The sequence below is a fragment of the Sporomusa sp. genome (assembly GCF_057736855.1).
In genome coordinates this window covers 1-7,460 of sequence record NZ_JBYKYF010000151.1, presented here as the reverse complement: position 1 = coordinate 7,460, position 7,460 = coordinate 1, and the positions used below count along the sequence as shown (strand labels likewise).

The following is a 7,460-nucleotide window of genomic DNA, read 5'->3' as shown; positions in this document are numbered from 1 at the left end:
GCCCGGGCATTATCGGGGTTGAAGTCAGCTAATACCTCATTGGGTTCCAGGCAAATGGTAATAATATATTCAGGAGTTAATACGATGCCAAGCGGCAGTGCATCATAACTGTCATGACCACGCATAATTGGAATATTGGTGATGACCAACATATGGTTTACATCCAGTTCAATCCGGGAACGTTCTTCTTCGTCCAAAGCGGCCTTAAGGAAATCAAGGGGGCTGCCGGTTGCGGCGGCTACTTGTTCCAGTTCCGCGGGAGTCGGGTTAATAAGATTAAACCAGGCACCTTTTTCCAAAGTGTGGAGAGTTAGTTCACACAAATGAGTACAGTTGCTACGGTATATTTTAAGCATAATTGCTCCCCCTTTCAAATAGTAAGGGGAATACAATTTCAAGCCTGAACTTATCTAAAAAAACGGATGGTTACCATTCCCGGTACATCGATAAGTCAGGCGAGAAAAACGGAAATATTCCCCTAATTTCATTAAATTGCGCAAAACTACCCCTCCAGGTCGGTCTACATCCATTTATCTCACCTGCCTTTGTTTTATCTTAAAATAGCTATATAAAGACTATAATTCTGTTTACGTTAATAGTCAACCTTTTTATATCGAAATTATGAAGATTTTCTTCTGCTTAGACTATTGATAGCGGTATTTAACGACAACGGAGTTATGATTTACAGTAAACTTTTATTTGCTGATTATCCTATTCTTCAACTAGCTGCTTCAAGTAAGCTAGTTGTTGAGCCTGGTTTATTAATTTTCTTAGAATGATACTTAATAGAAAGTTATATGTATTTGGTTATGGTAAGAGTATAATGAATAAAAATTACCTGTGGCTGTTTTGTTGACAATTCCTTGGGTGGTTTGCTATAATACTAACTGTGCCGAATACGGAGGGGTGTCCGAGTGGTTTATGGAGCTGGTCTTGAAAACCAGTGATCCCGCAAGGGACCGTGGGTTCGAATCCCACCCCCTCCGCCATAAAATTCACATTGACTTATGCTAGAGCTTTTGTTATAATCAAAATGTTCAGTCTAAGATACGGAGTGGTACTCAAGTGGCTGAAGAGGACGGTTTGCTAAATCGTTAGAGGTCGTGAGGCCTGCGTGGGTTCAAATCCCACCCACTCCGCCATATGTAAGCAGAAACGGCTATTAACCGAAAGGTTAATAGCCGTCTTTGTCATATTAAAAATAATCTTTTCTAGCAAAGGTTATTTTTAATCATCAAAGACTCGGCGAAATGTTTCTACATATTTAATATAGTCTTAGCACGAGGAAGAGTCAACAAAATGGAATAACAAAATTATGTCGATACCGATAATTGGGGCAGCTGCCGACATGTGCCCGGATGGTGTTAATGTCGATGGCAACATGACGGATATTTGCTTGGCTTTTTCTAAAAGACTTGGTACAAGCCAAGTCTTTTATCGTTAAGAATGGTGTAGGTTTATTTTTTAGGGATCAGATATATGTATAAGCAACGGGGGGACCCGCTGCTTACTGGATATACTGCCGCTAGTCAAAGTAAATGGTTAGCAGACCACTACAGGCAGGATCATTATGATATAATCGGTATTGATAGCTACATCTGTAGTGAGTTCGTCGACTGTAAGCGGGAATCCATTGGGAAGGATTGCATTAGAAACTCGCACAATGAGATATTCTTCTTCTTCTGCTACCTTGCCTTTGACTTCTACTTTATCTGGGATGACAACCGGTGGCTGGCAATCGTGCTTGCGAGGAAATTCTGTAAGTATTGTTCCTGTTAGTGTTAATAATGAAAAACCGTTGTTCGTTGGGGATGGAAGGCCGGGAACATTAACGAGAATTTTGACTTCACCGAATTTAACCCAGTCTTTGGCTCTCATGTATTACGCTCCTTTCTGAAGGGTTTAGAAAACTCCTCGCTGTATATTATGCAGTGGTCGCTGATAGTGTGAGTAGGGTTGGACTCTTACTGCATATTATCTGGCTAGGTTAAACTATTTTTGGATGTATTGTTGGAGCGTTTTTTGAAATATGTGAATAACCATTTTTTTGTTTATTGCTGGTTATACTATGTACATTCGATGAATATAAGGAGGAATAAAAATGATCTATTTGATAGGTATAGTTATTGTCGTAGCGATTGCCGCTGCCGTTTGGTTGCGACCGCGTCAACAAATCCTAAGCCGTCCGGATACTGTCCAACCCGATATGACTGCTGGTGCGGGGGGGAATGACAGTATAATGACAGGACAGATACTCGCCTATCTTGTCGGTAACTTTTTGATTGATAGTCAGCAATACCAGTCTTGGCGCAGTCTCACGCCAGAGGAACTTAAGGTAGCATTAGGAGAGGCGGGTATTATGACTGACGTCGAGTTTGATTGTTTCAACCAGCAATTAGCTGCTGAAATGCAGTTACAGATGGCAAACAAGGAGTGCAGTTATCAGGAAAAATATAGTAACTATTAGTATCAAAACTTATATGAGAATACTATATAGAAAATGTATTAAGTACAGTGAGTGATATAGGGGAAAGAGGAGGCGGAGCAGTTGTATAGTATTGATTTGCATTGTGATACCATTTGGCGGCTTATGGAGGCGGGTGAAGAGGCGAGTTTATATCGCAATTCATTCAGTGTGGATATTGAAAAACTTAAGGAAGGTCAAGTGCAGGCTCAATTCTTTGCACTGTTTGTAAATATGGCCAAGACTAGTGATCCAATGGCCCAGGCACTGGCTATGGCAGAACGGTTCCATTATGAACTTGCGCAAAATCAACAGCATATTGCGCTGGCCAGGAATTATGCTGAATTAGTGAAACATCGTTCTGATGGCAAGATTTCAGCTTTTCTTACGCTTGAGGAAGGCGGTGTACTTAAGGGGGAGCTTGCTAATCTTGAAAAGTTTTTTAATTTGGGTGTACGACTGATTACGCTGACCTGGAATTATCCCAATGAAATCGGTTATCCTAATGTTCTGCCGGAATGCCACGAGCAGGGGCTTACTCCGTTTGGTCAGGAACTTGTTGCTGAAATGAATCGGTTGGGTATCATTTGTCTGACAGGGGATTTTATGATGTGGCTGCCTTGGCGACAAAACCCTTTGTAGCCTCTCATTCTAATGCCCGTACGTTGACACCTCATCCTCGTAATTTAACTGATGAAATGATCAAACTGTTAGCAGACAAAGGTGGAGTTATGGGGCTTAATTTCGAAAAAAAATTTTTGGGTGAAGCTCCTATCAGCCGCATTGACGACATGGTGTTACATATAGAACATATGTACAAAGTGGGCGGTATTGAGGTGATTGCGATTGGTTCAGATTTTGATGGCATTAGTTCGGAAGTGGAAATTGCGCATGTCGGGGAATTGCCTAAACTGCTGAACGCATTAGCAAAGCGAGGCTTTAGTGAGGATGAGCTTGAGAAGATCTTTTGGGGTAATGCTTTAAGAGTGATTAAAGAGACATTGGGATAAGCATCAAAGAAATGATTTTGATAATTTTTGACAATTTATAGAAAATACATATAGGCTGGACAAGCAGGGTAGCTGCTGACTCAAACCATCAAACCGGCGAATGTTGTGGAAATAAGAACCAATGAGTTTTTGTAATATTTTGTCGGAAAACTTGTACATTTTGTTGTAGAAAGTTATAATAAAATTACGATATATTAATATCTGGTACTAAATTCAGATATTAGACAGCAATGGTTGATTAGCATTGCTAAATATTAGAGAAGGAAGGAATGGAGACATGGAATTCTTAGTAGCGCTAGCTGGTATCATGATGGTAAATATCGTGCTTAGCGGTGATAATGCAGTGGTCATTGCTCTGGCCAGCCGCAATTTGCCTGCGAAGCAGCAGAAGCATGCCATCCTGTGGGGCAGCGGCGGGGCAATTGTTCTGCGGATTATTCTAACACTTATTGCAGTTTATCTCTTACAAATTCCTTATGTTCAGTTTTTTGGTGGTTTGCTTCTTATTTGGATTGCGGCAAAATTACTTATTGAAGATGAGGGTGAAGAAGAGATAGAAGCAGGGTCTTCCTTCTGGGGTGCTATCAAGACTATTATTGTTGCCGATTTGGTCATGAGTCTTGACAACACGCTGGCAATTGCCGCGATAGCCAAGGGTGATTTTTTATTGCTTGTTCTGGGCCTTGGGCTTAGTATCCCGTTGATTATCTTTGGAAGTCAGATTATTATCAAAATTATGGATAGATTTCCTATTGTTGTTTATTTAGGTGCCGCTCTTATTGCTTGGACGGCTGGTGAAATGATGATGGCTGATAAAAAGATTGGTCCTGTTATTCACGGTTATGTTCCTGAATGGCTTGTGCCGGCAGTAATTACAGTTGGAGTTGTGGCCTTGGGCCTTTGGAAGAAGAAAAGTGCAAGGGAGAAGGCTGCCAATTAAGGTAATACGATAGTGATTTAGAATAATAGTTATTTTAATCAAGATATCTAACACCGCTTTTTTGGCGGTGTTATTTTTTGCAGGTTAAATTCTACATACGGCGAATAAATATAAATGTTTTATCTCCCCCAAGAGCAGGTTTTCTCAGGAAGGATTGACATAGATGAAAGCAATGCCGGAAAACATTCAGAAAAGATTAGCCTGTTTTTTGCTGCTAACCATACTGGCATTAATTGGTTTAATAGGCCGTATTGCCTGGATTCAGTTTGGTGAAGGCCAGCAGCTTAGTGCTAGAGTGCAGGAGCAACTCAGAGAAAGCAGGATTATGCAGTCGCCGCGTGGTACTATTTATGACCGTACTGGGCGGGAATTGGCAGTAAGCATCATAAGCAAGTCACTGTATGCGAATCCACAGGAGATTAAAGACCCAGATACTGTTGCTAATCTTCTTGCGCCTATTCTGGATATGAAGGCAGATAGTATTAAAGACCGGATGATAGCAGGTGCCAGCTTTGTCTGGATTAGACGAACCCTTGAGCCTGAGCAGACAGAGGCCATTATGACGCTTATTAAGGAACATAACCTTACCGGACTGGGTTTTGTTGAGGAAAGCAAACGTTATTATCCGAATAATGGCCTGGCAGCGCAAGTTCTGGGGTTTGTCGGTACTGATGATGTGGGGTTAGAAGGTCTTGAATTGGTGCTTGATAAAACCATTAAAAGCCGGCAAATCAAACAGGTTATTGATACTGATAGTTACGGGATTCCCATTTTTGCGTCAATTTTTTCCTTTATTCCTGAAAAACAGGGCTGTTCGGTTTACTTAACGATTGATAGCACCATTCAGTATATTGTCGAACGGGCGCTGGATAAGGCTATGGAACAGACCAAAGCAAAGGCAGCAACCGTTATCATAATGCAGCCGAAGACGGGGGAAATTTTGGCGATGGCTAGCCGGCCAACATACAACCCCAATCAGTTTTATCAGTATGGTCCAGAAGGATGGAAAAATCGGGCGGTTTCCATTGTGTATGAGCCTGGTTCAACTTTTAAAGCCATTATTGCGGCGGCTGCACTGGAAGAAGGTAAGGTGCGTCCTGACGAAAAGTTTATTGATAAGGGATATGTAGAAATATCCGGGCGGCGGATAAAGAACTGGAGCGGTGATAGCTACGGCGAAATTACGTTCATGGATATTATCAAAAACTCGATCAATACCGGTTTTGTGGAAGTTGGTATGCGGCTTGGGGCTATTAAATTAATAAACTATGCACGAGCCTTTGGGTTTGGTGAATATACCGGTATTGAGCTACCTGGCGAAGAAGCAGGTATCTTATTTGATCCTAGGGAAATGCGCGACAGTGATATCGCTACAATGTCAATTGGCCAAAGTATTGCTGTTACCCCGCTGCAGCTTACGAGTGCTATCGCAGCCATTGCTAATGACGGAGTACTGCTGAAACCGCGAATTATAAAAGAGTATCGTAATGAGGACGGTAACTTGATAGAGTCTTTTGATCCAATTGTTGTAAGACAAGTTATCAGTCCAGAAACTGCCCGTATTTTGACGACTATGCTCGAAAAAGTAGTGAGTGAAGGCGGTGCTCAGCGGGCTGCTGTACAAGGATATCGGTTTGCCGGAAAAACGGGTACTGCAGAAAAATTAAATCCAAATGGACCAGGTTATCTAGCAGGACATTATATCGCATCGTTTGCTGGTTTTGGGCCGGTGGAAGATCCCCAGATTGCTGCGCTGGTCGTACTTGATGATCCGGCAGGCTATTATTATGGTGGGGAAATTGCTGCTCCGGTATTTAGTGACATCATGACCCAGGTTATGCGGTATTTAAATGTTCGTCCTAATGATACTGAACAGCTATTACCACCAAAATCAGAAAAATCCCAGCCTTATGCTGCACCAGTGGTTGTTCCCGAACCACCACCAGTGGTTCCGCCAGGGCATGTTTTGATGCCTGCTCTTGCCGGCAAAACCATTCGCGAAACTGCTGATGCACTGCATCGTTTAGGACTTACATTTGTGCCTGTCGGCACGGGTGTGGCGATAAAACAAAGTGTATTACCCAATATGCCAGTTAAACCAGGTACTGAGATTGTGGTTTATTTTGAACCCAGATAATGAAAACGCAATACCAGCCATCATGCAAATCCAAGATCAGGTGGCACTACGATCAAAAACGCAAGCCATTACGAAGCTTGCGTTTTTTAACTTAATGTCAAGAAAAGCTGGTTTTGCTTTAGAAGAAAAGACTTGGCTGATGCTAAGGTCTTTACGCTGGCCAATAGCTATGGTATCTATGATGTAATCGGCACTAGCGTCATATAGGACCGTCGCAAAACCTTTTGTTGTTTTACCTGTTCCACAGAGTGCAGTAAAAAATTTATGGTAGGCTATAAAAGTGAAAGGCAGCTATAAGCCGCCTTTCACGATCAGGATAATTAATTTCCGTTAATATTAAACTGAGAAGTCATGGTACCGCTAGGAGCGGCAGTTGAATTGGTAGCTCCGGTTGAAGCGGTGGTAGTGGCAGTTGCCGTTTGACCTGTCATTGCAGCTTGGTATTGTTCAATCATGCGGCGAACCATGTGGCCGCCAACCCGACCGCAGTCAGCGGAAGTCATGGTTGACCAACCTTGGGTGCGTACGCGCTCGCTGATACCCAGTTCATTAGCTACTTCCATTTTCATATTGTCTAAAGCATTTTCGGCAGCAGGATTAACTGGTTTTCTGCTTCTAGCCATTCATTAAGCACCTCCTAAAATTTTTCTAATCCTAGTATCTGCGGTGATCAAAAACGATATCCTATAAATTTTATGTTAATTAAGTAAAATAAAACCAATTGAGTTATTTTTAATAATTTACAGAAAAAGTAAAATACTAAATTTTATATGGAAGGAATTTACAAAAGTGCGGAGAATATTGTTGTTAGTGCAAGCCTAAGTCAGAGCTAAGTTAGGTGGAGATTACACATGCATGAAATGGCCATTGCAGAAGGTATTTTGGATATTGTAGTTAAAACGGCAGCTA

The 7,460-nt window shown here is 41.8% G+C and carries 7 protein-coding genes, 2 tRNA genes and 1 pseudogene; 7 read left to right on the top strand and 3 right to left on the bottom strand.

The features are described 5' to 3' along the window. Positions 1-356: CorA family divalent cation transporter (locus tag AC29Z1_RS10770; protein ID WP_488271461.1), on the bottom strand; the 356-nt coding region annotated here is incomplete at its 3' end. Positions 357-900: 544 nt separating this feature from the next. On the opposite strand from AC29Z1_RS10770, the gene AC29Z1_RS10765 reads away from it, so the two are divergent. The 3 genes from AC29Z1_RS10765 to AC29Z1_RS10755 all read left to right on the top strand — a co-directional run bounded on the left by AC29Z1_RS10765 (position 901) and on the right by AC29Z1_RS10755 (position 1,444). Further along, positions 901-989 (top strand) — tRNA-Ser (locus tag AC29Z1_RS10765). A 62-nt stretch (positions 990-1,051) separates the two neighbouring features. Further along, a tRNA-Ser gene (locus tag AC29Z1_RS10760) sits at positions 1,052-1,142 on the top strand. Positions 1,143-1,315: 173 nt separating this feature from the next. Next, positions 1,316-1,444, top strand: a complete 129-nt coding sequence (locus AC29Z1_RS10755; protein ID WP_488271460.1) for a hypothetical protein — start codon at positions 1,316-1,318, stop codon at positions 1,442-1,444. A 98-nt stretch (positions 1,445-1,542) separates the two neighbouring features. On the opposite strand, the gene AC29Z1_RS10750 is transcribed toward AC29Z1_RS10755, so the two are convergent. Further along, complete coding sequence (locus tag AC29Z1_RS10750) at positions 1,543-1,878, bottom strand: hypothetical protein (RefSeq protein WP_488271459.1); 336 nt, start codon at positions 1,876-1,878, stop codon at positions 1,543-1,545. 223 nt (positions 1,879-2,101) lie between these two features. Here AC29Z1_RS10750 and AC29Z1_RS10745 point away from each other — a divergent pair, with 223 nt between their 5' ends. From AC29Z1_RS10745 to AC29Z1_RS10730, 4 genes and pseudogenes are all read left to right on the top strand, one after another. Beyond that, complete coding sequence (locus AC29Z1_RS10745) at positions 2,102-2,467, top strand: hypothetical protein (RefSeq protein WP_488271458.1); 366 nt, start codon at positions 2,102-2,104, stop codon at positions 2,465-2,467. Positions 2,468-2,590: 123 nt separating this feature from the next. Then, positions 2,591-3,474, top strand: a pseudogene (locus tag AC29Z1_RS10740) (dipeptidase). 277 nt (positions 3,475-3,751) lie between these two features. Then, the gene (locus AC29Z1_RS10735) at positions 3,752-4,414 is read left to right on the top strand and encodes a TerC family protein (RefSeq protein WP_488271457.1); all 663 of its coding nucleotides are present in this window, start codon (positions 3,752-3,754) and stop codon (positions 4,412-4,414) included. A gap of 163 nt (positions 4,415-4,577) precedes the next feature. Further along, on the top strand, positions 4,578-6,551 hold the full coding sequence (locus AC29Z1_RS10730) for a penicillin-binding protein (RefSeq protein ID WP_488271456.1): 1,974 nt from the start codon (positions 4,578-4,580) through the stop codon (positions 6,549-6,551). A gap of 320 nt (positions 6,552-6,871) precedes the next feature. Here the strand turns inward: AC29Z1_RS10730 and AC29Z1_RS10725 are convergent, their stop codons facing one another. Continuing rightward, positions 6,872-7,174 (bottom strand): alpha/beta-type small acid-soluble spore protein, encoded by a 303-nt coding sequence (locus AC29Z1_RS10725; protein ID WP_488271455.1) that lies wholly within the window; start codon positions 7,172-7,174, stop codon positions 6,872-6,874. Positions 7,175-7,460 lie beyond the last annotated feature (286 nt).